Source organism: Segatella maculosa OT 289 (assembly GCF_000243015.1).
Taxonomy (GTDB): domain Bacteria; phylum Bacteroidota; class Bacteroidia; order Bacteroidales; family Bacteroidaceae; genus Prevotella; species Prevotella maculosa.
In genome coordinates this window covers 177,366-203,211 of sequence record NZ_JH594501.1, presented here as the reverse complement: position 1 = coordinate 203,211, position 25,846 = coordinate 177,366, and the positions used below count along the sequence as shown (strand labels likewise).

The window sequence follows — 25,846 nt, the reverse complement described above, 5'->3', positions numbered from 1 at the left end:
ATATACCGTTTGTGGTTAGGAGAATAAAAATTCAAGGTCTTTGACATTGGAAATCAACAACTTATATCCTGCGTTTCAATCTCAGCCATTTTACTATTGAATGTCAGCCATATTACACGCTAAAATGGCTGAGATTACCACGCAATATGGCTGAGATTGCAAACCGTTCGAATACATGCAGGGACCTTGACTTTGAATATTGAACTTTGAACTTTGAACTTTATGATTAGCAAAATGATAAGATGAACTGTTGACAAGAGGCATGTAGGGACGCACGGCCCGTGCGTCCGTCCTAACAATCGTGCATTTGTGTTTCATTCTCCTTGAGCGGACGCACAGACCGTGCGTCCCTACATCTTCCAATCAGTTTTATTATGTAATGAAATGCGCTTATTTGCCGGTAAATGGAAAAGCGTTAGCGAATACTTCAAGCATTTTGAGTCACTTGTTAAATGATTTCTGCATCTTTTTCCGATATATTTTAAAGATTTTCCGACAGATTTTCAAGGTCTGTGTCATTGGTTTTTCAGAACTTTGGGGCAAACATCGGCGTTAAATATACGCAGAATGACAAGACCATACTTAAAAAATAATATCTGCTTATGAAAAAACATTTTTTCCTTTTTCTCATGTTTCTGACTCTATTCTCGCTATTCGGGAATGGCGTACAGGCCCAGACGCCGACACAACCCATCAAAGGTCAGGTGACAGATGCAGGCAATGAGCCGATCATCGGGGCCAGCATCATGGTCAAAGGTACCAACAACGGAACGATAACCAATGCGGAAGGACGTTTCAGTATCAATGCAACTCCGGGCGCAGTGCTTGTAGTGAGTTACATCGGATACGTCACACAGGAAGTGAAAACAGCTGGAAACAAGCCGTTAAAGATTACGTTGACGGAAGATACCAAGCGGTTGGGCGAGGTTGTCGTTACTGCTTTAGGCATCAAGCGCGACCGTAAAGCATTGGGATATTCGTTAGGCGAAATCAACGGACGCGAACTTCAGAAGGCAAAAGAGCCGAATGTCATCAACTCGTTGGCCGGAAAAGTGGCCGGACTCACCGTCAGTCAAACGGCAACCGGGCCATCTGGTTCCACAAGAGTAATCCTTCGAGGCAGTACGGAGCTTACGGGTAACAACCAACCACTGTATGTCATCGACGGCGTTCCCATGGATAACACCAACTTCGACAGCTCCGATCAGTGGGGAGGTTACGACCTTGGCGACGGAATCTCAAGCATCAACCCCGACGATATTGAGAACATTTCGGTGCTGAAAGGGCCGGCTGCCTCGGCTTTATACGGCAGTAGGGCCTCTCACGGCGTTATTCTCATCACGACAAAGCGGGCAGATACGAAGAAAGACTTCTCGGTTGAGCTGAACAGTACGACCACTTTTGAGACACAACTCACGAAATGGAACGACGTACAATACAAGTTCGGACAAGGTTCCGACGGCCGCATCACGATGACAGACGACCGTTTCTCGTCTAACAGGAACTGGGGGCCGCGCCTCGATCCGGGCCTTTATCTGACCTATTTTGACGGTGTGGCGCGTCCGTATGTCGCTGTCAAGAACAACATCGACGGCTTTTTCCGCACGGGAATCAACACATCCAACTCGCTCATCGTCAACAAGAAGACGGGCAAAACGGGCCTGCGTGTGACCTATACCGACATGAGAGACCGGGATCTTCTGCCTAAAACGCACATGGCGCGCAACACTTTGAACCTCAGAACCAATACAAATATCACGAAATATGTCGACTTGGACTTCAAAGTTACTTACACTCGAGAGCGCGTAACGAACCGTCCTGCGGTGGCCGATCACCGTGCCAATGTGGCAAAGAACCTGATGACGCTCTCCACGACCTTTGACCAAGCGTGGCTCAAACATAACTATGAGGACGCCAAAGGGGAGTATTACAATTGGAACAACGGCGATGTTTACAACATCAACCCCTATTGGGTGCTCCATAAAATGACGAACGAGTCGAAGAAAGATAACTATAAAGGGTCGGCAATCCTCAGATATCGCCCCCTTAAACAGCTGACCTTGCAGGCCACGCTCGGTGCGGATATCAACTATTTCACCTTTGAAGAGTTTGCTTATCCTACGTCTCCGGGGCGTGAACGCGGCTGGTTCGAGCGCAAGAATTATCAGAACCGGATGCATACGGCAGAACTTTTGGCCATCTATAAAGACAAATATAAGAAATGGGATTATGGTGCTACGCTCGGAGGAAACATCTATAAGGTGGACAATGAGACCCATATCGTGACCGCACAAAACATGATTATGCGTAGCACAAAAGCCCTTCAAAGCTTCACAGAAAAGGTAAATAAGGAGGATACTTACCGCAAACAAATCAACTCTCTCTATGGAAGTGTCAATCTGGCTTACGACAATTTCGCGTTCTTAGACATGACATTGCGAGGCGATTGCTCGTCAACGCTTCCGGTAAATAACAATGTTTATTGGTATCCTTCGGCCTCGGGAAGCTTCTTATTCTCGGAGTTTTTCCACATAAACAAGGCCATATTACCCTACGGAAAGGTAAGAGCTTCGTGGGCAAAAGTGGGAAATGACACCAATCCTTACATGCTAAAGAACATCTATGAGATGGCTCCTAACAGCTTCGGAAGCTTTCCTATGGCTTCTATCTCGGGCGATGTGATACCCAATAGAGACCTGAAACCAACCATGACCAACTCTATGGAGCTGGGATTTGAGCTGAAGTTCCTCAACAACCGAATAGGAATTGACTTCACATATTACAACCAACACAGCCGAGATCAAATCCTTCGAATGAACACTTCGTATGGTTCGGGCTACCGATACCAGCTGATCAATGCCGGAGATATTGAGAACCGAGGCATCGAACTCGTGCTGAATACGCGGCCAATAGTGCTGAAAGACTTCAGTTGGGACCTGAATATTAACTTCGCAAAGAATGCAAATAAGGTGAAAAGATTAGCCAACGGGATTGACGAATTCGAGCTGGCTTCGGCCCGATGGCTTGGTGTGAAGGTCGTTGCAAAGGTGGGTGAGAACTACGGTTGCATCATGGGAAAGGACTTCCTACGCAATGAAAACGGCGATATCATCATCGATGGGACGACGGGATTGCCCAAAATGACCGACGACCTCAAGGTCTTAGGCAATGCAACATGGGACTGGACGGGCGGACTGACAACCAACTTCCGCTACAAGAACATCTCTCTTGGGGCCATTTTTGACGTGAAAGTGGGGGCTGACCTCTATTCCATGTCGGCCCGTTCGGCCTACAGCACGGGTAAACACAAGGAAACGCTCGAGGGAAGAGAGGGCTGGTATCGATCGGAAGAGAAGCGATTGGCTGCCGGAGTGGCCCCCAAGAAGTGGAAACCCACAGGAGGATACATCGCCAAGGGCGTGATCAAGCAGGCCGACGGTACCTATAAACCGAATGACATCTACGTCAATCCGCAGGAATATTGGTCGTACGTGACCACACAAACGGCCCGTCCATTCATCTATGATAACTCATATGTCAAGCTGAGGGAGCTGACCTTGTCGTACGCTTTCCCCAAGCAAATGTTGGGAAAGGTGGTCAATTCGCTCTCGATTTCATTCGTTGCGCGTAACCTTTTCAATATTTATAAGAACGTTCCCAACATCGATCCCGACTCCAACTACAACAACGGGACCGGCATGGGACTTGAATTCGGCTCGCTTCCTTCAAGAAGAAGTTTCGGATTGAACGTAAATCTCAAATTCTAACCAATTGAAATGATTATGAAAACAATATATCGAATCTCCGTATCTTTGCTTTGTATGCTGGCTATGACGCTGGAATCATGCAGCGACAGCGCTTTCGACGAATTGAATACCAACCCTGCGAAGTCGCCGGATACAGACCCTAATTATCAACTCTCGCAATGTGAGGCCCAAGTTTGGGGCTATTGGATATGGCAGGAGACGGCTTTGAAGTACGCAATGCCCTTTTGTCAGTATCTAATGGGAGACTGGGGAGTGACCAATTATGGTGGTCATTACCTGAAAGATGACAAATATATGGGCTCTATCTACGAGCAAATGTATCCCATGACGGTGAAGAATCTGGTTGACATCATTGACCATACGCGCGAAAGCGACCAACGTAACCTCTATTATATGGCGCGGGTGTTCAAGGTTTTCGTCTCCGGTATCATCACAGACCTATATGGTGACGTGCCTTACACAGAGGCCGGGCGTGGCTATATCAATGGTATCGTGCAGCCAAAGTTCGACCGTCAGGAGGATATCTACAAGGATTTCATGAACGAATTGCAGGTGGCCAACGACTCTCTTGACGAAAATCAGCCATTGAAAGTGACGGGCGACCTCATCTATAACGGCGATGTCGGCCTATGGAAGAAGCTGGCCAACGCGCTACATCTGCGTTATGCCATGCGAATGGTGAACGTTGCGCCTGACTTGGCCAAGGAAGAAGCAAGCAAAGCCCTGCACAATAGCGGCGGATTGATTGCATCTGACAAGGAAGAAGCACTCGTCAGGTATGTCTATGACAGCTTTGATTGGACCAATGATGAGTATCGTCGCAACGGTTTATCACAGTTAATGAGAGGTCGTGAGGACCATCCTACGATGTATATCTGCTCCACTTTCTTCAATTATTTAGGTAAAACGAAGGACCCCCGGCAGTTCGTTTACTGCCGTAACTACGATCAAAGCTCGCCTAATAAGCCATTTGGGCGTGCAGACATCACCGATGAGATGATCAATACACCGAAAGCCAAGTTCCAACCTGTTGACCCAGGCTACTTTCATTATGAGAAATGGCCCAGTGGATATTGGAGTAAACAGGTCAAGAAGTACTTGATGAAAGAGTGTCGGCCGCAAATCAACAACATATTCTTGAAGCTAACGTCGCCCGGAGTCATTATGACTGCCGCCGAAACCAAGCTGTTGGAGGCCGAAGCCGTGGCGCGTTGGGGAAGCGAAATGAGCAGCGAAACGGTCGAAAAGCTTTATGCTCAAGGTGTGAAAGCAGCGTTCCATTTCTTGGAAAACTATGGGGCTGATGCCTTTAAAGACAGGGATATAGACCGCTATATCAGGCATAATAACGTGTCAACCGACTTGGAGGACCAGTTAGAAAAAATCAATACGCAACTGTGGATCCTGCATTTCAACAATCCATGGGAGGGATATGCCAACTGGCGTAGGAGCGGTTACCCCGTATTGAAGCCGTCGCCGGACTACGGAGCCAAGTGCATTGACTCGCAAACCACCCCATTGCGCCTCTGTTATCCTATCTTTGAGAGTTCCTACAACAAGGTTCACTATAACGAAGCCATAGATCGAATGGGCGGAACCGACGATTGGAACAAACCTGTATGGTGGGACCAATGATCAAAGATAGACCAAATGGTATGATGAAACGAAAGGAAGAATAACCCTTAAAAACAAATAATGATGAGACATTTTATATATATTGTGTTCAGCCTAATGATGATAGGCGGTTTGTTTGCTGGTTGTAGCAACGATGAAACAGACACTCCGGAACTCACGGAAGATGAATATCCACGCATATTCGGCCAATGGCCCGAGAAGAAAGCTGACGGAACGCTCGGCGAATTCAGCACGCCACAAGACAAACCCTTGGAGATAAGAGTTCAATATACGCCTTCACGGTGTTGTGAAGGGATATGGTATGTCGACGGAGTGGAGGTGCATCGGGGCATAGGTTACACGTATGTGCCCACGACACAGGGCAAATTCAATATCAAATTGGTTGTGAAGACACCCAAATATGAAACGGTTCGCGAAGCCATTATCAGTGTTGTGGAACCGACTTCTTAAACTTTACTTGTTGAAATAATGCGTATGAATCGAAAACATGTATCACATTGCCTGCTGAAATATGCAGTGGGCATGTGCTTTTTGGGGCTAATGTGCAGTTATTCTTCGAAAGGTTTGGCCCAAAAAGCCGATGCTTTCCGTCTGAAACAAGGTGTGAATATCGGCGATTGGCTGTCACAAAAGGCGAATGTCTCGTTCAAAGAGAAAGACGTAGAGATGCTGTCTGCCTTGCAATTCGACCATGTTCGGCTTCCCGTTGACGAGTGCCAACTGTTCAATACGGACGGAAGTAAAAACGCTGAAAGCTTCGCCCGTCTCCATACAGCCCTCAGTTGGATTGAGAAACACCACATGAAAGCCGTCGTCGACCTTCATATTATTAAGGAACACGACTTCGGTGGAGGTGCAGAAAGCTTCATCGACGACTTTGAAGACGGCCTTATCGGCAAGTGGAAACCTAACAGTAGCAGCGGCATTAAGGTGGAAGTCGTCGACAACCCCGATGCCACGGGCAGCAATAAGAGCCGGAAAGTGCTTCATGTCAGCCTGACGGAGAACAGCAACTGGAAAGGAACGGAGCGGAAAGAGGTGAATATCAGCGTCGGTTCTTCACAGTTCAAGTATCTCCGTTTCAAGGTTCGCAAGAGCAAGACGGGCTATATCACGTTCAAGTTTGAGGCAGAAGACGGCACAACCGCCTACCTCGGCTATGACGTAAAGGTGAAAGACCATTGGATAGAGGCTGATGTTTCGCCCTATCATAAGTTGGAAGGGAAGAAAATCACACGCATAACGATACGCCCCGACAATGAAATGGCTGAGCTATGGATTGACGATGTGGCCTTCAGTAGCAGTCATAGCAGCTATCAGACGGCCGTTAAGCAAAACTTGTGGAGCAGCGTTGAGGCCCAACAGCACTTCATCGGTCTGTGGAAGCAGCTGCAAAGTGAACTGAAACACTATCCCGAAGACCTATTGGCCTATGAACTTCTCAACGAACCTACAGCTCCCACGGCCGCAGACTGGAACCGTTTGGCCGCCAAAACGCTGGCCGAAATACGCAAAGAAGAGCCACTTCGCAAGGTTATTATCGGGAGTAACCTATGGAACAACGTCAAAGAATTCTCCCATTTAGAAGTACCTTCGGGCGATAAGAACATCATTCTGACGTTCCATTTCTACAATCCTCATTTGATTACCCACTATCAAGCCTCATGGTTGAGCGCATTTGCCCATCTCACGGTGCCCATACAATACCCCGGATTGGCTGTAACTGACGACGATTTCAATGCATTAAGCCCTGCCGATCAGGCTGCCGTTGCCAGCGAAGGACGCACATTTGACAAAGCAATATTGAAGACTTTGATGAAGCAAGCCATTGACAAAGCCCAGTCATTAGGGCTGCAAGTGTGGTGCGGAGAGTTTGGATGCTATAACCGAACGCCCCGACAAAGCAGACTGAAATGGCTGGAAGACGTCGCTCAAATCTGTCGGGAATACGGCATCGGCCATTGCCTTTGGAACTTTCAAGGCGGCTTTGGCTTTGTTACCCCCGAGGTATCGAAAATCAATGATGCCTATATCGTGAATGCACAGACAGACTGGGAACGCCTGAACATCGCTTCTTTGAAGAACAATCCCGCCGTCAAAGCCTACGCAACCGACAACAACAGCGGGACTTATGGGGCGGATAAGGCCATCGATGGCACGTATAATACGCGCTGGGGAGCTGGAAAGAATGTCGGAGAATGCGACTGGTGGGTCGATTTGGGACGCATCTATGCCGTCAATATGATTTGTCCACTGTGGGAAAACTACGCGAAACAGTATGAAATATACGTAGCAACAGAGGCGAACCCTGACGGAACGCCGCAATGGAGCACGGCACCTGTCATCTCACAAAAGAAACATCTCGGCGAATACCGGCGCACTTATGTCTCCAACGACATTGCCGCTGGCAGTTATTTCCCCGACCCTCATGTCTTGGACGTCCCCGTTAAGGCACGGTATATCAAGCTGAAACAACTGAAAAGCGGCTCTTCTTCTTGGGGAGCAAGCCTGTGGGAGATGCACGTTCTCGGCACGCCCGACGGTCCGACCACGCATATTGACCAACGAACTGGCTGCCATCAAACGGCCCGTTCGGCCGATAAAGATGCCATTTATACGCTTCAGGGCATCAGAGTCCCCCGCAAACAGCTCGCCGGAACCATTTATATCCAAGGCGGAAAGAAATATGTCGTTCGATAAACAACACCAAATTTATGTATAAACTGATATTGATATTCTTGTCATTGGGCTTTGCCGGCAATGCTTCAGCAGCGAAAAAGCCCGACTATACCAATGCGAAACTTCCGACAGAACAGCGTGTCAAGGACCTGATGAGCCGCATGACACTCGAAGAAAAGGTTGCACAAATGTGCCAATATGTGGGCATCAGCCACATGATAGGCGCACAACAGGCGCTCACTTTGCAGGAATTGGAGACGAGTGATGCCTCAGGTTTCTATCCCGGTTACACGGTTGAGCGTATCCGCGAGATGACAAGAAAGGGCTTGATAGGCTCTTTTCTCCACGTTGTCACAGCCGAAGAGGCCAATTATCTGCAGCAGTTAGCCCGGCAAAGCAGGCTGAAAATCCCACTGTTCATCGCCATCGACGCCATGCATGGCAATGGATTGTATCGCGGAGCCACGGTTTATCCCACGCCAATCGGGCAGGCTGCGACCTTTTCTCCAAGTCTGATAGAGCGCATGTCGCGCCAAACGGCCGTTGAACTTCGCGCATGTGGCGTGCAATGGGCCTTTGCTCCGAACGTAGAAATAGCCCGCGACCCGCGTTGGGGACGCGTAGGTGAGACGTTCGGTGAGGACCCTTATCTGTCAGGCTGCATGGGAAGCGCCACCGTTCGCGGCTTGCAAACCTCCAAATTGCAAGGACAAGACAAGGTATTGGCATGCATGAAGCATTTCGTTGGCGGCAGTCTGACGACTAACGGCATCAATGGTTCGCCGGCAGACATGTCGGAACGCATGCTACGCGAGGTATTTTTGCCCCCGTTTATCAAGTGCATTGATGCCGGTGTCATGTCGCTCATGCCTTCACACAACGATTTGAGCGGCATTCCCTGCCATGGCAACCGCTGGCTTTTGAACGATTTGCTTCGAAAAGAGCTGGGGTTCAAGGGCATTATCGTCAGCGATTGGCTGGATGTTGAGCGCATGAGCACGCTACATACCGTCGTTCCCACCAAAGAAGAGGCTTATCTCATGGGGCAAGCGGCAGGGATAGATGTCCACATGCATGGCCCCGGCTTTGGAGAATGCATCATCAGGGCCGTCGAGGAGGGGAAAATCAATCCGAAGAACATAGACGACAGGGTGGCCGAAATCCTGAAGTTGAAGTTCGATCTGGGTCTTTTCGAGCAGCCATTCGTAGATATCAAGGCCATTCCGAAGGCCGTATTGACCGCCGAACACCGGCAGACGGCACTCGACATGGCCCGGCGGAGCATCGTGTTGCTGAAGAATGAGAACCAGATGTTGCCGCTTCGGCGAGGCCGTTTCAGCAGGATTTTCATCACAGGGCACAATGCTGACAATCAATCTACGCTGGGAGACTGGAGCTTTGAGCAGCCCGAAGAGAACGTCATCACGGTATTGGAAGGCATCAAAGCGCAGGAACCGGATGCCCAAATCGACTATCTTGATGTCGGACGCAACGTGCGTTCGCTCACAAAACCGCAGATCGAAGAGGCCGTGAAGCGTGCAAAAGCGTCGGAATTAGCCATACTTGTGGTGGGAGAAAACTCCATGCGGTATCACTGGAAAGAGAAAACTTGCGGTGAAAACAGCGACAGATACGAACTATCGTTGCCCGGAATGCAGCAGCAACTTGTTGAGGCTGTCGTGGCAACAGGCGTGCCTACCATCGTGATATTGGTCAACGGGCGTCCGCTTTCTACCGAATGGATAGCCAATAACGTCCCTGCAATCGTTGAAGCATGGGAACCCGGACTGCTCGGAGGGCAGGCCTTGGCAGAGATTCTCTATGGGAAAGTGTCGCCATCGGCGAAACTTCCCATCACGATACCGCGCAATGCCGGACAGATCGGCTGCTATTACAACCACAAGAAAAGCGCCTATCGCTTCCCGTATGCAACCGGAACGACGGCCCCACTCTATGCTTTCGGCTACGGACTGAGCTACACCACTTTCCGCTATTCGCGTCCTCGCCTGTCAACCTCGGCCATCTCCGTTGGCGACAGTGCCCGCGTTAGCGTCGATGTCACCAATACGGGAACGATTGATGCCGAAGAAGTGGTGCAACTTTATGTCCGTGACGACTATAGTTCGGCCACGCGACCCGTGAAAGAGCTGAAAGGATTTGAAAGAATAGCCTTGAAAGCCGGCGAAACCAAGACGGTTACGTTCCTCATCACGCCCGAATCGCTCTCTTATTACGATGCAGCCATGAAATACGGCGTGGAACCGGGCACCTTCACTCTTATGGTGGGCAGCTCATCAAGGAAAGAAGACCTGCAATCCCTGCGCTTAACGGTGGGCACGAACGCCACGGTTGCGTCATCTGCACAGTAAGATTGAAATGTAGGGAATTTGACTTTGAAGTTTGACCATTGAACTTTGAACTTTATGATTTGCTGACTTTGAAGTTTGAACTTTGGACTTTGAACTTTATGATTTGCTGACTTTGAAGTTTGAACTTTGGACTTTGAACTTTATGATTTGCTGACTTTGAAGTTTGAACCTTGAACATTGACCTTTGAGGTTTTTGACTTTGAAGTTTGAACTTTGAACTTTATGATTTGCTGACTTTGAAGTTTGAACTTTGGACTTTGAACTTTATGATTTGCTGACTTTGAAGTTTGAACCTTGAACATTGACCTTTGAGGTTTTTGACTTTGAAGTTTGAACTTTGGACTTTGAACTTTATGATTAGCTGGAACGATAAGATGAATTGCTGACAAGAGGCATGTAGGGACGCACGGTCCGTGCGTCCGCTCAAGGAGAATGAAACACAAATGCACGATTGTTAGAGTGGACGCACGAACCGTGCGTCCCTACATGCGTGCAACCCGTTCGTAATACGTTCATATTACGTCGCAAAATGGCTGAAAAGAATTCCTATTCAGGGCGTGCTACCCTCCGTAAATACTTGGTTCATCACGTTGGCCGGGGAGCGTTGGTTGTCAAGTTCGTTCTTCATAAAGTCCATATAGGGCGCCACATGCGCGAAAAAGCGGTGATAGCCTGTGCAGAGATAGTTGAGGCCGGGGTCTCCGAAGCGGTCGCGCGTGAAGCGATTCTTGGGACATTCGCCGTTACAGGCAAAGAGAAAACGGCACTCCTTACACTGTCTTGGTAGCAAACGACGCTTCATCTGCGCAAAAGTCTGCTGTTTTTCGCTGTTCATCATCTCGAAGATTGTCTGCCGATTGAGGTTACCCAACCGGTGTTCGGGATAGACAAAGTGGTCGCAAGAGAATACATCTCCGTTGTATTCCATCACACCTGCGTGGCCACATTCCTTGGCCATGGTGCACACTCCGGGTGGAACTCCGACCCAATTTGCCAGCGTTGCGTCGAAAAGTTGCACGAAATAGTCACCCACATCATGCCTCACCCACTCGTCAAAGACGGCACATAGGAAGCTGCCCCACTGTTCCGGCGTGACCGAAAAGGGTGCAATCGTGCCGCCTTCCTGCATGCCCGGGGCCAGTTTCAGGCCGTCGTTGCGTGCTATAATGCGCTCCACAATGGGCGTAAATTGGATATAATGGCAGTCAATCTCTTTGAAAAAGCGATAGCAATCCAGCGGATAATCGGCATTGAAATCATTGACAACGGCCAGCGCATTCCATTCAACGCCGTGCTTGTTGAGCAGGTCTATGCCCCTCATCACCTGTCGGAAGGAAGGCTTTCCCGTGGCCGTTTTCCGGTATTCGTCGTGAAACTCCTGTGGTCCGTCAATGGAAACACCCACCAAGAAATTGTTTTCTTTGAAGAAACGGCACCACGCATCGTTGAGTAAAGTGGCATTGGTTTGAATGCAATTGGCTATTTGTCGGCCCCCGGCATAAGCTTGTTGCAGTTTGATGGCACGCTGATAGAAGGCCAAGGGCCGCATCAATGTTTCGCCGCCGTGCCATGTGAAGAGCACTTGAGGGGTGGTTTGGGCCTCGATATATTCCTTGATGAACTTCTCCAAAAGCTCATCTGTGATGACATGATTGCGTCGGTCGGCGTAGAGTTTTCCCTTTTCCAGATAGTAACAATACTTGCATCGCAGGTTACAAAGCGAACCTGCGGGCTTGAGCATCATGTACATGGGTCGTCCGAAAGGTGCAATGGTGTTCATGTGTGTCGTGGTTTTCTCGCCCGCAAAGGTATGGATTTATCGTGTAATACGCAAGAAAGCAATGCCAAAAAGCGGCAAAAAGCCACCCCACTCCTTGCAAAAGGGAGAGCGAATGGGCTGGCCAGTAAATCGAACCCACTTGCGTTGAAAGCCACCCCAGCTATATAGCAATACAACTTCAGCTATATTACGCGCCAATCTCACCCATTTTAGCGTCTAATATGGCTGACATTGCGCAGTAAAATGGCTGAGATTGTAACGCGATATGTAAGTTATTGATTATCAATCGCATTATTCTTGTTTCTCATAACCTTGTTGCAAGCTCGCCCTCCCCTCCTTTGGAGGGGCCTGGGGAGGCTCCCCCTACAGCTTATCCCCGTAACACAGGTCGCCGGCGTCGCCAAATCCGGGCACGATATACTTGTGTTCGTTCATTCCGGGGTCGATAGCGGCGCACCAAATGGTTGTCTTATCTTCGGGAAATGTCTTTTTTATGTGCGCAATACCCTCAGGAGAGGCGATGATACAGCACACATGGATTTGCTTCGGCGTTCCTTTTGTGAGGAAAGCCTTGTAACCCAGCTCCATGCTTCCACCCGTTGCGAGCATCGGATCGGCTATGATGAGGTTCTTACCGTCGATGTTCGGCGTGGCAAGATATTCGATGTGGATACCCACTTCGTGGTGTTCGGCATCCTTATATTCACGATAGGCGCTCACGAAAGCATTGCCGGCGTGGTCGAAAACGTTGAGGAATCCGTTGTGAAAAGGCAGTCCGGCGCGGAAAATCGTAGCCAAAACAATCTTGTCTGTGGGCACGTTCACCTTGGAAATACCCAAAGGTGTAGTGATATCTTGAGCCTCATAGTCAAGTGTTTTCGATAGTTCAAAAGCCTCGAACTCGCCGATTCGCATGATATTATTGCGGAAAAGGAGTCGGTTTTTCTGATAATTCACGTCTCTGATTTCAGCCATATACTGGTTGATGATGCTGTTTTTCTCGGAGAAATTTACAATTTTCATAGGTCGTTTTGAATGATTTTTGCAAAGTTATGGAATTCTATTTATCTTTTGTAAAGTGAGTTTTGCAAATCCGTTTCTGTGCCGTTGTTTTTTAATATCTTTAACCTAAAAGGATTGAAGAGCCCATATTTTTACGCACCTAAAGTTGGAAGCTATATTTTTTTTCTTTATCTTTGCCGTCGGAAAAGCTAAAATTGAAGCGTATACAAACTTATATTTCACAACTTAAATACATTTGAAAAATGGCAAAGTTTGACAAATCCGTACTCGAAAAGTATGGTATTACAGGTACCAAAGAGGTACTTTACAATCCTTCTTACGAAGTTTTGTTCAATGAAGAGACGAAAGAAGGTCTCGAAGGTTTTGAGGTTGGCCACGAAACAGAGCTCGGCGCCATCAATGTCATGACAGGTATCTACACAGGTCGCTCACCTAAGGACAAGTTTATCGTGGATGACGAGACTTCACACGATACCGTTTGGTGGGATTCTGAGGAATATCACAACGATAATCACCGTGCAAGCAAGGAAGCATGGGCTGCTGTGAAAGAGATTGCAAAGAAAGAGCTGTCCAATAAGCGTCTTTTTGTCGTAGATGGCTTCTGCGGTACCCACAAAGATACACGCATGAAGGTGCGCTTTATCGTTGAGGTGGCATGGCAGGCTCACTTTGTAACCAACATGTTTATCCGTCCTCAGAGCGAAGCCGACTTCGAACAAGAGCCCGATTTCATTGTTTACAACGCATCAAAGGCCAAGGTTGAGAATTGGAAAGAGCTGGGATTGCACTCCGAGACAGCTGTTGTTTTCAACGTAACTTCCAAGGAACAGGTGATTATCAACACATGGTACGGTGGCGAAATGAAGAAAGGTATGTTCTCAATGATGAACTATTTCTTGCCATTGAAGGGCATGGCGTCGATGCACTGCTCTGCAAACACCGACATGAATGGCGAGAACACCGCTATATTCTTCGGTCTGTCGGGTACAGGAAAGACCACTTTGTCTACCGATCCCAAGCGTAAACTCATCGGAGACGACGAACATGGCTGGGACGACAAGGGCGTCTTCAACTACGAAGGTGGCTGCTATGCAAAGGTAATCAACCTTGATAAGGAGTCAGAACCAGACATCTACGGTGCCATTACCCGCGATGCTCTGCTTGAAAACGTAACAGTTAGCAAGGAAGGAAAGATTGATTTCACCGACAAGAGCGTGACCGAGAACACCCGTGTCTCTTATCCTATCTACCACATCAAGAACATTCAGCGTCCATTGTCGCAGGGTCCGGCTGCAAAGCAGGTGATCTTCCTTTCTGCAGACGCTTTCGGTGTGTTGCCTCCTGTATCGATTTTGAGCGCAGAACAGACCAAATACTACTTCCTTTCAGGCTTCACTGCCAAGTTGGCCGGCACAGAACGCGGCATCACAGAGCCCACACCGACTTTCTCTGCCTGCTTCGGTCAAGCCTTCCTTGAGCTTCATCCGACGAAATATGCAGAGGAATTGGTGAAGAAGATGAATAAGAGCGGTGCCAAGGCTTACTTGGTCAACACCGGTTGGAACGGCACTGGAAAGCGCATTTCCATTCGCGACACGCGCGGAATCATTGATGCTATCTTGAATCATTCTATCGATAGCGCTCCAACAAAGACCATTCCGTACTTCAATTTCGTTGTTCCTACGAAGCTCGAAGGCGTTGCAACAAACATTCTTGACCCACGTGACACCTATACTGACGCTGCTCAGTGGGAAGAAAAGGCTAAAGACCTGGCTGCTCGCTTCATTAAGAACTTCAAAAAGTATGAGAGCAACGCTGCAGGTAAGGCACTCGTAGCCGCAGGTCCGCAGCTCTAAGCATTCAATTCGAGGTCTCCTCCACCCCTTTTCAATGGAGGGAAACACGGAGACCACAGTTATCAGACCTTGCAATGGGCAACCGTTGCAAGGTCTTTTTTTGCATTTCGACCGGTTTTCCGGCCGAGTTGGCGGAACAAAATAAACAAAGATGGAAATCGTTTCAATTCAATTGAAAATCCATAACGAGTGGGAAAACTTATTGCATAAGTTCATCAAAGAAAAGATTTCAACTATATTGAAAATCAATTACTTACTTCCTGCACTCCAATCTCACCCATTTTACCGCGCAATCTCACCCATATTACACGCTAAAATGACTGAGATTAGCGCGTAATATAGCTGAAATAAAAAACGAGGAGAAGGCGTGTTGAATTTTAATTTTGCGGCGATCGGTTCCGAATCAGACTTCCTCGGCCTCGTAATCCCATTGCGAATGGCGCAGGTCGACATTACCATTGGCCTTGAAGCACACGTTTTCAGCAGCGAGCAGTGTCCGTTGAGCGGGCCAGTTGGGGGCAGTTCGACCCACACTGTCCACCACCCTGTGGCACGGAATAGCCTTATCGGTCATGCCGTGTAGCGCACGTCCCACCTGACGGGCATGCAAAGGATAGCCCGAGAGACACGCTATCCGACCGTAGGTGAGCACATATCCGCGCGGAATTTGGCTGACGATATTCGCCACTTCCTGCCGGAATAGTTCGAAATCAAAATGAGCCATGGGAGAAAGTTGAGCGGTTCTGCGACTTAGATTCAAGCCATGCGCTCAGAATCATGAATAGGTTGTTGACCGTTTTTCCGGAGACTGGCCTCGTCGGGAAGTCAATTTTGAGTCCCAAACTGACAGTTGTCCGAATGTTGTCTGCCTGATATTGGCATGTTTGCCCCGTGAACGGAAGGTCTAGAAACCGCATGTTGGCACGGTGATGTCCGCCCAATCCGAAGCCGATGTCGTAGGCGAAGCAGAGCGAAACGGAGCTGATGATGCGGATATCCACGCCGATTTTAGGTTTCAGGGCAATGGCCGGGCACTGCACATCGTAGTTCATTTGGACGTGACTGCCGGGATATGCCTGTTGCAACACATGGGTTTCACTGCCTTGCATGCGCTTCAAATTGAGGAAATTTGTCTGTATTAAGCCACCGATATGAGGCTGAACAACCCATTTTTGTGGGCAGAAATACCACTTGATGCCGCCCTCCAGACCGAGCATGTTCACCTTTTTTAGCCCGATACCTGAGGCATATTGCGTGGCAATACCGTCCTGTTCGTAGTAGAGGTTACCTGTCAAAGCGAGGTGAGGATTGAGATAATAGTCGGCCGAAAGGGCGAAATAGTTGCCTTCTTCGTCGCCTATATAGAAGTCTTGCCCATCGGATGTGTCGTCAGCGAGGGTCGTTCCACCGAAGCTCGCCTGCAAAGCCCAGTGCTTGGGTGCGCCATTTGGGTTGCCGGAAGCCATACCGTTGGAGGCCGAAAGGCAGCAGACGACGCAAAGAAAAGCTTTTATCGGGTTCATTTTTCCTTACTTTTTATCATTTATATTGCCTGTATTTCATTTCATTATTCTATGCTTGCGACGTTAACTTCAACGTGTCTGCCCGTTGATACCGCTAAGTTTCGTCCCATTACTTTATTCCTGCGAGGCGTTTTGCAGGGCATCGGCCGGCGAATAAGCCACCGTTTTGACCACACGGCAGGGATTTCCCACGGCAACCGAGCCGTCGGGAATGTCCTGAATGACCACCGAACCGGCCCCAATCGTGCTGCCATGACCGATGGTTACGCCCGGAAAGACGGTCACACTGCCCCCTATCCATACGTCGTTCCCAATGGTTATGGGGCAAGCCCACTCTATTCCGTTACGCCGTTCCACTGGATCTGTGGGGTGACAAGCCGTATATAGGCTCACGTTAGGGCCTATATAGACATGATTTCCGATGGAGACTTTCGCCTCATCAAGTATGGTAAGGTAGAAATTGGCAAAGAAATAGTCGCCTACACTGATGTTGCAACCAAAGTCACAACAGAAAGGTGAGTTGACAACGGGCCTTACTCCACAGTGCCCGAAAAGGTCTTTAAGGGCCTTTTCACGACTTTTTGAATCGCTGGGAGGCAGCTGATTGTAGTGCAGAATCAACTCTTTTGTCTTGAGAAGTCGCTCATAAAAATACGGATCGGTGGCATTATAAGGTGCTCCGCACAACATTTTATTCCATTCGTCGTACATAGGTTACGATGTTTATGACCGCAAAATTACGACTTTTATTTGAAGAACAACAGGACTCAATCAAAGAAAAAACGGGATTGGAAGCAGGAAACTGACGTCGGTATGCCTTAAAAAGATTTTGTTGTTATAGGTGACCGAGGCCCTTCGCATTGTGCGTTTGGCAGTCACGGACATCACTTTCCTGCATAGAATGACATAGGTTATGTTGTTTGGAAACCTCCGCAAGCCCGCACTCCCCTCCCTTGGGAGGGGCAGGGGGTGGGCTTTTCATTCCCCACGCAAGCCGTCTGCGAAGCCGGCATAGGTGTGTTTGCGGAGGAAGTTGGCGTTCCATAGGCCCGTAGGTTCGCCACCTCGCCAGCTTGAACTCTTGGGAGCGTCTGTGATACACCACTGTGTAATGCCGTATTGTTGGGCTAATGGGACGATTTTGAAGTACTGTCCGACGATGAATTTATAGTAGTCACGCATCTGTTTATGCTGCTCTTCCGTCAGATTTTCAGTCATAATAGGCTGTCCCGCAGCGTCATTATAGCCCATATCCAGCTCGGAAATCTTGACGAGCTTACCCGATTTGGCCATCAGTTGCAGCATTTTCACCACATGTTCTTCCTTTTTCTTCTGCGTATTAGGGTCGGCCGAGAACGACACGTGCATCTGACTTCCGATGCCATCTATCCTCGTTTTGCCGTCTTTCTCCCATTCTTCAATCCAATGAATCAGGCTTTTGAGCTTCTTGTTGTCGTCCCAATCCGACTCAAGGTTATAGTCGTTGATGAAGAGTTTCAGCTTAGCGGCATCGCCATTGTGGGCAGCAAAGCACCTACGGGCAGCAGCAACGGCTGTCCGGACATAGTCGATATCGCCCAAATAGTCCTGCCAATAGAAGTTGTTCTTGGCGTCATCAGGCGACACAGTGCCGCGCTTAGCCGACTGAAGGTCGTACCATCCGTCGCCATCCTTGTCTTTTCCGGAGATAGGTTCATTGACAACGTCCCATGCCGTCACGTAACCGTCGACAGCTTCCATCATTTTGTCAATCCATGTGCCCATGGCTGTCGTCAGAATGGCCTTTTTCTCGTTGTCAGTAAGCGGAACAGTGTTGGCTTTCTTCACTGAACAAACTTTTACTGTCTTTAAGTCAAGCGTGGCATCTGCCGTCTGTGGCTTGAGAATTACATCGTAATTACCACCCACGATGCCCGGAACCGACAGCTTCACATCGTGATGTCCCGCCTCAACGGGAACGCTAAGGGTAATCGATTGTGCGCTCGCTCCCCAGCCATTTTGAATGGTCAGCTGCACACCGGAGGCCGCTTTGGAAGCCGTAAGGTCAAGATGAAGCATGTAATTTCCCTCGGTCAGCGCAATACCCGTAGCCACAAAGAACTGCGACCAAGCCCCCGTTGGGACGAAATGAATGCTCCCATTGACGACAGGAGGCGTGCAACCCATATTGTAAAAGGGGAAAGGTCCGTCCGTATATGTCTGCTTATAGACCTCGGTTTCAATGTCGACAGACGCGGCGGCCGCCACATTGCCTCTCATATAAGTGAAGTCCTGCCACGAAGCCTTTGTCCAATGCGACAAATCTTCCCCATCAAACGTCGAATTTACAATAAGGTTCTTGCTGTCGCCCTGTGCTTTCAACACAACATTGTCGAAATAGATCGTGCCGCCCACCTTTCCGAAACAGAACCTCAGCCGTTCGATGTCGGCATTTGGCGTGAAAGAGAGTGTATGGTCAGCCGCATCGTTGGTCAACATGATGGAACCTGCCCCGTATTGTGTGTCGGTTCCGTTCTTCTTTCCCGGCCAAAAGTCTATCTTTCCTGCGTTCGTTGCTCTTACATTCAATGAGAGTTTGTAGGTTTTCCCGGCTTTCAGCGGTGCATCTAAGTCATAATAGATCTCAGCATCCCAGACATTGGCCTTGGGTGCACCTGCCTTGATGACCAATCCCGGGTTGTCTGAAGCCGGAGGAAGCTCTTTGTCGGCAATCAGTTTATTGAGATACTTGTTGTTTTGCTGGGAATGCCACGCAAGCGTATGGCCATAGACGGTCAGTCCGGCCTCCTTTGCGTTGGAAACGAACTCCTTCACCGTTGAGAAGTCCATGCTTCCGTCTTCTTTCACGCAAGAAGCGTACTTCATTGCATTGCCAGTGGTCAGCTCCATGAAGTTACTTGTCGCCAAACTATAGCTTAATTCGCGCTTATTGAAGTCAGTTGCCTCCAATGCCACGCCCAATTTGAAGTCTGGATTGCACTTTCCTGCCGCCTTTGCCTGCTCGATATAGTTCTTCAAAGGCTCATAATCGTTCAAATACTGATAGTCGGCCAAGTCCTGGGGCATGTCGGTTGTGTATGTAGAGAACTTATCTTCGGCGCAAGAAGCCAAGACTGCGAGTGCGATTGTTCCCAAACCGATATTCAATTTCCTTAGTTTCATCATCTTGTTCTTATTATTTCCCGAAAGGAAGTTACTTATACTGCGGGGCAAAGGTAATCACACCGTTCGTATTACCCCGCGTCTGAGCAACGAAAGTGTCCTTGCTTTCCATCGTGACATTATCGCCGAAGTCGACCTTATAGGCGAGTGTAAGCTGGTCACGGTCCTTGTTTCCCCAAGCCATCTTCGCACCCTTCACGACGAACTTGCCCGTTCCGGTGGCTGTCATGCCCGACGTTGCGGAAGAAACCGTGCAATTTCCGTTCTCATCGAATGTGAGTTTCAGCCTACATGTTGCAGCTTGGACGACATCATGGCCGTGAATGTCCTTTACAATCTTGTTGACAGAGACTGGAAACAGGCATGTTTTCAAAGCCATTGTCGTGAGTTGACACACCTCATCCTTCTCTATTGAGGCGCCTTTCCTTACTTTTGTCGTCGTATTTCCATTGACAGTGATTTTATCTTCGCCGCGACGGAGATAGAATCCGGCCCATTTATTCATGTATTTCACGCAATAAAGCACGTAATCCTTGGGCTTAATGTTCCATGAACTCGCCTTTGTTCTTGGGGGAGTTGCGCCTTTTATCGTTGGCGTTCCGGCAAGAATGCGGTCTGCTCCCACCTGATTCTTGATAAGAATCGGGATAACATAGGTCTCTTTTACAGCGTCCGGGTCGTTGAAAAACGCGTCCGTCAGCTTCACCTGCAAGCGTCCTTGGAAACTTCCGTTGTAAGATACGGTGGTTGAAGGAATGGTATAATAGCTCTCGGGCATGGGTTTAACGGGCGTAACTCCATCTTCGAAATAGAGATGGTCGCAAAGTGAGTTGTCAACTGCTGTCTCCAACGTGATATTCCGGCCGTGATAGGCCCCTCCCATCGTTGAAACAATATAGAAAACATGGTTATTATCGTCGGTATTATCCCTGGTTTCATCGTTCCCCAGCACGATATTACGCACGACATTTTGGCGTGCAAAGTACACAGAAGTGCCGCCTTCGTAGTCCGGGAACTCCGGTTCTCCGTTCTTACAAGCGCCAAGAACCAAGGCGAAAGCAGCCATCAAGGTGATTGAGATATAGTTGTTTACTTTCATTTTCTTGAAGTTTAAGCATTATTTGTTGTTCAGTTCCCAGCCTTTATTCTGGCGGAGGTTCGTCCATTTTTGTATTTCTGTCTGCGGAATCGGCCCATAATACATATACTCCTTATAGTTTCTGTCTTCCACTTTGAAGGCTTTATACGTCGTTGTTCCGCCATCTTTCTTGATTTGCACGCCACCGGCAGCCACGTCGATGGGTGCTTTCCAACGGCGAAGGTCGGCAAATCGCTTGTTTTCAAAGCAGAGTTCGAGGCGTCGTTCATTGCGAATCAGTTCGCGCATCTTGCCTTTATCGGCCGCACACTCATTGAGATAGGCTACATCGGTAATTCCTGCGCGGTCGCGAATGGCCTTGATGACATCGTAAGCAGAATAACCATGCGACCCCGAACCCTTGGGACCCCACGCCTCATTGGCTGCTTCGGCATAGTTAAGGAACAGCTCTGTGTAGCGAATATACACGGGATAGTGATACTTAGCGTTCTTGGAATTCGGGTTAGGGTCGCAATCTTCACGCAGAAGTTTCTTCATATAGTAACCCGTTCGCGTGGAATTACTCACCTTGTTCAAGCCATCATCGTTGCCAGTGGTTGTGATATCGGTTTTGATTTCCTTTCCTTTATATTTGCTACCATCATGGATAACGTACATATCGAGGCGTGGATCGCGGTTCTCATAAGGCTTACCGGCATCATAGCCTCCACGACTATCGGCGATGGGATAGCCCGTAACGGTCGGAAAAGCATCAACCAAGTTCTGCGTCGGATTGATTCTTCCCTTGCCATAAAGGCTTGGTGGAAAGTTATCGGCCTCTTGATTCAGACCAAGGTTCCAGTCTTCATCACCGTTTGTACGGCTTCCTCGCCAAAGAATCTCCTGTGGAACGGCACCCGATCCAAGGTTATCAATCTCCGAAGTCTGTGCAAACCATTTGTTACCCGTGGGCGATATGCCGCTCACACCGCCTATACGGTCAAGCACTTTGGCTGCATCGTCGGCCGCTTTGGCGTAGTTGACGGTCGTACCTGCAGCAAATGCCGGACTGGCAGCAAGCAAAGAGGCCTGCGAACAAATGGCTTCTGCGATGCGACCACTGATACGTCCGCGCATGATTGCGCCGAAAACGCGATTGTATTCGCCTGCCGTCTGAACGCCGATGGCCTTATATTTGGCCGGAACATCGGCGTCATTCGTCAGGTCGTTATAGTCGAGTGGGAGCAATTTCCCGGCTTCTTCCAAGTCGTTATAAATCTGATTGAGACACTCTTGGAACGTGTTACGTGCCTTATTGAAGTCATCCGAGGGTTTCTCTGAGGCCGTTAAGTTCGGCACACCGAGCAGTTTCCCATCGGCATCCCAGCCACCATGGTTCATTAACAAGAAGTACATGTTGAGCGCTCTCAAGGCATAAGCCTCGCCTTTACGGCTATCACAGTACATCTTTCGGGCTTTTTCGTCTTTAGCCCAGTTCACTTTGTCTGCCTGTTCCAAGAAAATATTCAGGTATTGTATGCAGGCCCGGCGATTGGTCCATTGAGACATCGGGTCGTTATTGGCTGCCCAAGCACCCGTAGCCATCTTCAAATAACCGTTAGAAAGGTCATTACTCACCGCATCATCAGTGGCAATGTCCGTCACGCTCTTGGTATTGTAGGGCAACATGGCGTATCCGTAGCCCAACAGCCCTTGGGCATAAGTCGGTTCGTTGTAGATTTCGTCCAAACCCCGGTTGTTTTCCTGTGCAGGCTCAAACAAATCGGAACACGAAACCAAGCTGAATGCCAACGCCGTCAATAGAAATAGCTTCTTTATTTTCATAGCTTTTGTTTTTAATTTCATTTCATCAGAAAGTCGCTTTCACCCCGATATTGTAGTAACGTGCCTGCGGTGCGCTGCCAACATTCAGCTCCAGCACCTCACGCTCACCCGAAATGGTGAGCAGATTGGCCCCGCTGACGAATGCAGACAAGCCTTTCACCCATGTCGAAGCAAACAAACGGCGTGGCAAATCATAGGTGATTTGAACCTTTGCCAAGCGGAATGCATCGGTTTTATACAGCCAAAAGTCGGAAGTTACAAAGTTATTGCTGCCCGAAAGCGTCGATAGTCGGGGATAAGTTGCCGTAGCTGCGGTTTCAGGAGTCCAACGGTTGCGAACGACGGCAGAGTACTTGCCGGCCTCGCGCACCCAATAATAGGAGGAGTTCTTCACACCATGCGCGCCGAAGTTGCCCACACCGAGCGCAAAGAACGTGAAACCGCGCCACTTGGCCGTGAAGTTCACGCCCAAAGTGAAAGGAGCACCATACCATCCCCCTTTACCAAGATACACTTGGTCGTAGTTATCGATCTTACCATCATGGTTTACGTCTACATACTTCAGGTCGCCGGGCCTGACAGTGCTGCCGAGCTTGCTTTGGTCGGGCGATGTTGCGATCTCAGCTTCGCTTTGGAAGAAACCGGCGCACCGATATCCCCAGATACCGTCTATCGGTTTGCCCTGCCGGTTCTGATAGGTTTCAACGTTATTCTCATCAACCTTCGTGGCTTTCGTGTCATAATAGGTGCCCGTAAGGCCGAGTGAGAGTTCCGTTTCGCCGAACTTCCGGTTGAAGTTCAGGGCGAAATCAAAGCCAATGCGGCGGTTGTTGTTGTAGTTCAGCACGGGCATGAAAGACCCTTTGGGGTAACTTGTGTTCAAATGTGAGGGGAAGAAGGTGGGCGAATCAATGAGATAGCCCTCCATGGAATTGATGAAGAAGTTGGCATCAAGCGTAACAAAGTGCCCCCACAACGAGGTTTTAAGACTCAAAGAAAGCTCTTTGCGCTTGATAAAGCCAAGGTCTTCGTTCTCACCTCGCTTGGAATAGGTGTACTTGTCTTGCGAACCATCATACCAATTGTAGCCATTATCCGACGTCCAAATGCCTTTATAGAGATAGTAACGCACGTCTCCGCGGGCCAAATCAATGTCTTCATTGATGATACTTCCCGAAAAACTCAGCATCATATCATCAATGGCATCGACCGTTTTCAGGAAACTTTCGCGCTTAAGTCGCCAACCTAACGTCAGAGAAGGGGAGAAAGCCTCGCGATGACCGGGTGCCAATTGCGCCGAATGTATGGCCGCAAGGCCCCAATCTGCGTAATACTTCTGCATGAAGTTATAGGAAGCATCGAACGCCATGTTGGCACTTGAGGTCTTATGATACTGACCTGACTTCGCTTGTTGGTAGCCTGAGGCAATCAACATGGCTGAAACATTGTTCACGTTGCTGAAGGTATTGGCGTAGTTGAGCTGTGCTGCGAACAACATCGTCTGGTTATCGGTGCTACCGCTGATGTTCTGATTGCCCGAACGCTTGTCTTCGCCCTCTTTCTTCAGTCCGACGACGACGTCCTTGCCGTTATGATGCGACCATGTGGGGATATAGACGGCGTAACTGTTGTCGAACGACGTCGTATAAGCGGTGGCATAATCCACGGCGAACCGTGTTTCGAAAGACAATCCCGGCAATACTTTCCCCAAACCGATGTTAAGTCCCGTGTCAAACTGGAACTGACGACTTGTCCATTTGCGCTTTCCTGCGGCATAAATATCGCCGAACAGCGACGAAGCATTGGCCTGTGAGCCCGCAAGGAAATACTTATCGTCAATCAATTTGGCTACACTCAGCAGGTCCCATGCGGCCTTTGCATGCGGATCTACCATGTCTTTCGGTATCAAAGGATAGGCGTTCTGTGGGAAGTTGGGCCGCATGGTCGACGCAACGCCCCAATAATCGCCCTTAGCCGTGCTGGAATCGTAGAAAGTTGCATTGGAATTGACCCAAGCCTTGATGTCGTCGCTGATGTTTACATCGACATTGCCACGCACGCTGAACCGAGAAACGTGGTTATTACGGGCTTCTCCGAACTTAAAATAGTCGCCGCTGCGATAGTAATTAATGTTACTGTAGAAGCGGGCACGCTTTCCACCACCGCTAATCTCTGCAATTGCCTCGTGACGGGCGTACATCTTGCGGATATAATCCGAAGAATAATAATCGATATTAGGGTAACGATAGGGGTTAAGGCCCGAAGCATGATGATAAATGTCGGCCGATGAATAGAGAGGAGCCAGGCCGTCGTTGGCGCGCGCCTCGTTATAGAGCGTCATATACTCTGCCGAACCGAGGTATTCGGGGAAAGATTTCGCCACATTCAGGCCCGTGTTGGCCTGCACTTCTACCTTCAGTCCGTCGTTATTCCCGCGCTTTGTCGTGATAAGCACGGCACCCTTGGCCGCCTTACTGCCATAGAGTACGACCGCCTGTGCGCCTTTCAGGAAGGTGATCTGGCTGATTTCGCTCGGCATAACGTTGGTGGCATCGCGGGGAACACCGTCAACCAACACCAGATAACCGGCGTTGTTGCTGTCCATTCCCCAAAGGGAATTGCCGTTGAAACCGCCGATATAGCCCTGCATGTTGTCAAGACTGTAGGTAATATAGTTCTTTTTCAACAGTTGGGCCACGTCAACAACGGCCACACCGCCAAGGATATCCCGCCTGCCTACCTTGCGATAGGTCACCTGCACCATTTCCTTATTGGCATCGGCCGTGTCGTTCGCAGACGTTGTGGCTGGCTTGGCGTCGATGCCGACAGGAACCAACGCAACAAGACCTGCCAGCAGGAACTTCGATTTACATGATTTGATTTTCAGATTCATAGGGTCTTTTCTTCTGTTTTGTGCTACTTAAAATGGATTTCCGGCAGACGGAGACGGCCTGTTCGGGGAGAAATGTCCCGCGGACGAGCAAGAAACGGAACCAACGCTGCAGCCCTTATCCTTCGATGTGCAGCAGCTTGATAACCAATGCCTTGCACATCGGCTTGCAATATGGGTCATTTTACCGTGCAATATGGCCCATTTCACCGTGTAATATGGCTGATATTGGCGCGCAA

Annotated in this window: 15 protein-coding genes; 6 read left to right on the top strand and 9 right to left on the bottom strand. The window is 49.0% G+C overall.

Annotation, left to right across the window (positions count from 1 at the left end; all coding sequences use genetic code 11):
* Positions 1-602: 602 nt before the first annotated feature.
* Genes HMPREF9944_RS03060 through HMPREF9944_RS03040 form a run of 5 tightly spaced genes read left to right on the top strand, consistent with a single transcriptional unit; the run spans position 603 to position 10,450 of the window.
* Positions 603-3,767 carry a SusC/RagA family TonB-linked outer membrane protein gene (locus HMPREF9944_RS03060; protein WP_008564381.1) on the top strand — a complete coding sequence of 1,055 codons (3,165 nt, stop codon included), beginning with the start codon at positions 603-605 and terminating at the stop codon, positions 3,765-3,767.
* 15 nt (positions 3,768-3,782) lie between these two features.
* Positions 3,783-5,402 carry a SusD/RagB family nutrient-binding outer membrane lipoprotein gene (locus tag HMPREF9944_RS03055; protein WP_008564380.1) on the top strand — a complete coding sequence of 540 codons (1,620 nt, stop codon included), beginning with the start codon at positions 3,783-3,785 and terminating at the stop codon, positions 5,400-5,402.
* A gap of 60 nt (positions 5,403-5,462) precedes the next feature.
* Positions 5,463-5,852, top strand: coding sequence for a hypothetical protein (locus HMPREF9944_RS03050; RefSeq protein ID WP_008564379.1), 390 nt, complete (start codon positions 5,463-5,465; stop codon positions 5,850-5,852).
* Between the two features lie 24 nt (positions 5,853-5,876).
* Entirely contained in the window at positions 5,877-8,102 is a 2,226-nt protein-coding gene (locus HMPREF9944_RS03045) for a cellulase family glycosylhydrolase (RefSeq protein WP_008564378.1), read from the top strand.
* A 14-nt stretch (positions 8,103-8,116) separates the two neighbouring features.
* The gene (locus tag HMPREF9944_RS03040) at positions 8,117-10,450 is read left to right on the top strand and encodes a glycoside hydrolase family 3 N-terminal domain-containing protein (protein WP_008564377.1); all 2,334 of its coding nucleotides are present in this window, start codon (positions 8,117-8,119) and stop codon (positions 10,448-10,450) included.
* Positions 10,451-11,000: 550 nt separating this feature from the next.
* Here HMPREF9944_RS03040 and HMPREF9944_RS03035 read toward each other — a convergent pair.
* The gene (locus HMPREF9944_RS03035; protein ID WP_008564376.1) at positions 11,001-12,230 is read right to left on the bottom strand and encodes an anaerobic sulfatase-maturation protein; all 1,230 of its coding nucleotides are present in this window, start codon (positions 12,228-12,230) and stop codon (positions 11,001-11,003) included.
* Positions 12,231-12,593: 363 nt separating this feature from the next.
* On the bottom strand, positions 12,594-13,253 hold the full coding sequence (upp, locus tag HMPREF9944_RS03030; RefSeq protein ID WP_008564375.1) for a uracil phosphoribosyltransferase: 660 nt from the start codon (positions 13,251-13,253) through the stop codon (positions 12,594-12,596).
* A gap of 242 nt (positions 13,254-13,495) precedes the next feature.
* Between upp and pckA the strand changes: the two genes are divergently transcribed.
* Entirely contained in the window at positions 13,496-15,109 is a 1,614-nt protein-coding gene (pckA, locus tag HMPREF9944_RS03025; RefSeq protein WP_008564374.1) for a phosphoenolpyruvate carboxykinase (ATP), read from the top strand.
* A gap of 403 nt (positions 15,110-15,512) precedes the next feature.
* On the opposite strand, the gene HMPREF9944_RS03015 is transcribed toward pckA, so the two are convergent.
* The 7 genes from HMPREF9944_RS03015 to HMPREF9944_RS02985 form a co-directional block, all read right to left on the bottom strand.
* Positions 15,513-15,833, bottom strand: a complete 321-nt coding sequence (locus tag HMPREF9944_RS03015) for an MGMT family protein (RefSeq protein WP_008564372.1) — start codon at positions 15,831-15,833, stop codon at positions 15,513-15,515.
* Positions 15,820-16,632, bottom strand: coding sequence for a hypothetical protein (locus HMPREF9944_RS03010; RefSeq protein WP_008564371.1), 813 nt, complete (start codon positions 16,630-16,632; stop codon positions 15,820-15,822). Before HMPREF9944_RS03010 ends, HMPREF9944_RS03015 begins: the two co-directional genes overlap by 14 nt.
* A 114-nt stretch (positions 16,633-16,746) precedes the next feature.
* Positions 16,747-17,343, bottom strand: coding sequence for a sugar O-acetyltransferase (locus HMPREF9944_RS03005; RefSeq protein ID WP_008564370.1), 597 nt, complete (start codon positions 17,341-17,343; stop codon positions 16,747-16,749).
* Positions 17,344-17,610: 267 nt separating this feature from the next.
* Positions 17,611-19,794 (bottom strand): endo-1,4-beta-xylanase, encoded by a 2,184-nt coding sequence (locus HMPREF9944_RS03000; protein ID WP_008564369.1) that lies wholly within the window; start codon positions 19,792-19,794, stop codon positions 17,611-17,613.
* A gap of 31 nt (positions 19,795-19,825) precedes the next feature.
* On the bottom strand, positions 19,826-20,893 hold the full coding sequence (locus HMPREF9944_RS02995) for a DUF5627 domain-containing protein (RefSeq protein WP_008564367.1): 1,068 nt from the start codon (positions 20,891-20,893) through the stop codon (positions 19,826-19,828).
* An 18-nt stretch (positions 20,894-20,911) separates the two neighbouring features.
* Complete coding sequence (locus tag HMPREF9944_RS02990; RefSeq protein WP_008564366.1) at positions 20,912-22,717, bottom strand: RagB/SusD family nutrient uptake outer membrane protein; 1,806 nt, start codon at positions 22,715-22,717, stop codon at positions 20,912-20,914.
* Positions 22,718-22,742: 25 nt separating this feature from the next.
* Positions 22,743-25,610, bottom strand: a complete 2,868-nt coding sequence (locus HMPREF9944_RS02985) for a SusC/RagA family TonB-linked outer membrane protein (protein ID WP_008564365.1) — start codon at positions 25,608-25,610, stop codon at positions 22,743-22,745.
* Between the last annotated feature and the right edge of the window lie 236 nt (positions 25,611-25,846).

Excerpts from the sequence above, each read along its gene's own strand:
- HMPREF9944_RS03060 (WP_008564381.1), top strand. The coding sequence starts at position 603 with ATGAAAAAACATTTTTTCCTTTTTCTCATGTTTCTGACTCTATTCTCG.
- HMPREF9944_RS03055 (WP_008564380.1), top strand. The coding sequence starts at position 3,783 with ATGAAAACAATATATCGAATCTCCGTATCTTTGCTTTGTATGCTGGCT.
- HMPREF9944_RS03050 (WP_008564379.1), top strand. The coding sequence starts at position 5,463 with ATGATGAGACATTTTATATATATTGTGTTCAGCCTAATGATGATAGGC.
- HMPREF9944_RS03045 (WP_008564378.1), top strand. The coding sequence starts at position 5,877 with ATGAATCGAAAACATGTATCACATTGCCTGCTGAAATATGCAGTGGGC.
- HMPREF9944_RS03040 (WP_008564377.1), top strand. The coding sequence starts at position 8,117 with ATGTATAAACTGATATTGATATTCTTGTCATTGGGCTTTGCCGGCAAT.
- HMPREF9944_RS03035 (WP_008564376.1), bottom strand. The coding sequence starts at position 12,230 with ATGAACACCATTGCACCTTTCGGACGACCCATGTACATGATGCTCAAG.
- upp (WP_008564375.1), bottom strand. The coding sequence starts at position 13,253 with ATGAAAATTGTAAATTTCTCCGAGAAAAACAGCATCATCAACCAGTAT.
- pckA (WP_008564374.1), top strand. The coding sequence starts at position 13,496 with ATGGCAAAGTTTGACAAATCCGTACTCGAAAAGTATGGTATTACAGGT.
- HMPREF9944_RS03015 (WP_008564372.1), bottom strand. The coding sequence starts at position 15,833 with ATGGCTCATTTTGATTTCGAACTATTCCGGCAGGAAGTGGCGAATATC.
- HMPREF9944_RS03010 (WP_008564371.1), bottom strand. The coding sequence starts at position 16,632 with ATGAACCCGATAAAAGCTTTTCTTTGCGTCGTCTGCTGCCTTTCGGCC.
- HMPREF9944_RS03005 (WP_008564370.1), bottom strand. The coding sequence starts at position 17,343 with ATGTACGACGAATGGAATAAAATGTTGTGCGGAGCACCTTATAATGCC.
- HMPREF9944_RS03000 (WP_008564369.1), bottom strand. The coding sequence starts at position 19,794 with ATGAAACTAAGGAAATTGAATATCGGTTTGGGAACAATCGCACTCGCA.
- HMPREF9944_RS02995 (WP_008564367.1), bottom strand. The coding sequence starts at position 20,893 with ATGAAAGTAAACAACTATATCTCAATCACCTTGATGGCTGCTTTCGCC.
- HMPREF9944_RS02990 (WP_008564366.1), bottom strand. The coding sequence starts at position 22,717 with ATGAAAATAAAGAAGCTATTTCTATTGACGGCGTTGGCATTCAGCTTG.
- HMPREF9944_RS02985 (WP_008564365.1), bottom strand. The coding sequence starts at position 25,610 with ATGAATCTGAAAATCAAATCATGTAAATCGAAGTTCCTGCTGGCAGGT.